At 39.1% G+C, this 891-nt stretch carries 1 protein-coding gene; it reads right to left on the reverse strand.

Annotated elements, in window-relative coordinates; genetic code table 11:
• Window positions 1-21: 21 nt before the first annotated feature.
• On the reverse strand, window positions 22-891 hold an 870-nt coding region (locus FDW92_RS04885; RefSeq protein WP_137400555.1), incomplete at its 5' end, for an IS982-like element IS982B family transposase.

The following is an 891-nucleotide window of genomic DNA, read 5'->3' on the forward strand; positions in this document are numbered from 1 at the left end:
TAAACCCGAATTGCTAGTTGATTATTTAGCCATGACTTGATACCCGATAGAATATCTTAAAGTCTCTGGTTCCAGTGATTTAGCTGATTTTAACAGTAAAGAATACGCTAAAAGTATCATCTCTAATTTCAATTGAAAACCTTGAGGCGAACGACTTTTACAACGCTCAGCTCCTAGATTTGTCAAAAAAGAGAAAACTCGCTCAATCACTTTTCTACGTTTTGAAAAATTAGGGAAAAGGATTTTCTTTTGCTTCATGTTCTTCCTGACAGGTGTCATTAGATCAATTCCTTTTAATTCCAGCCTATCATGCAGTGACTGACCTAGATATCCCATATCTCCAAGGACTGTTGGTGTCCCAAATTGACTCAACACTTCCTCGGTCATTGAACTATCAGCCATTGAAGCAGGAGTAATTGTGTAGTCTATGACATAGCCTGATTCACTGACTAAAGCATGACATTTACATCCATAGAAGTACTGTCCCTTTGTAGCATTGTAGCCAACATTTGCATAATCTCCAAGAACTTTGCTTCTGAAATTACGAATAGGCTGACACAAAGGAATGGGGAAGCTGTCAATAATGGATACACTCATTCCTTCAACCTCTTTAAAGACGAGTGCTTGGCGAATGACTTGGATACTCGGTAAGAGGGCATTACAACGGCGGACAAAGCGATAATATTCTAGGAAATTAGGAAATAAACTTTGAGCAAGTTGGTGCTTAGCTTTAAGCGTTTCACTAAAATGCAGTACGCCCCATAGGTAACAAGCGATAACTAAGCAATCTGATGTTGCGAGATGGACGTTCTTTCGGTTTTGAACCTCAAGGGGAACCCTCGTTTGATAAAGCGTCTCAATGGTTGTCAGTAAATAAACAAAAACTTTTGG

It is taken from the genome of Citrobacter sp. wls706 (assembly GCF_005281305.1).
GTDB lineage: Bacteria > Pseudomonadota > Gammaproteobacteria > Enterobacterales > Enterobacteriaceae > Citrobacter > Citrobacter werkmanii.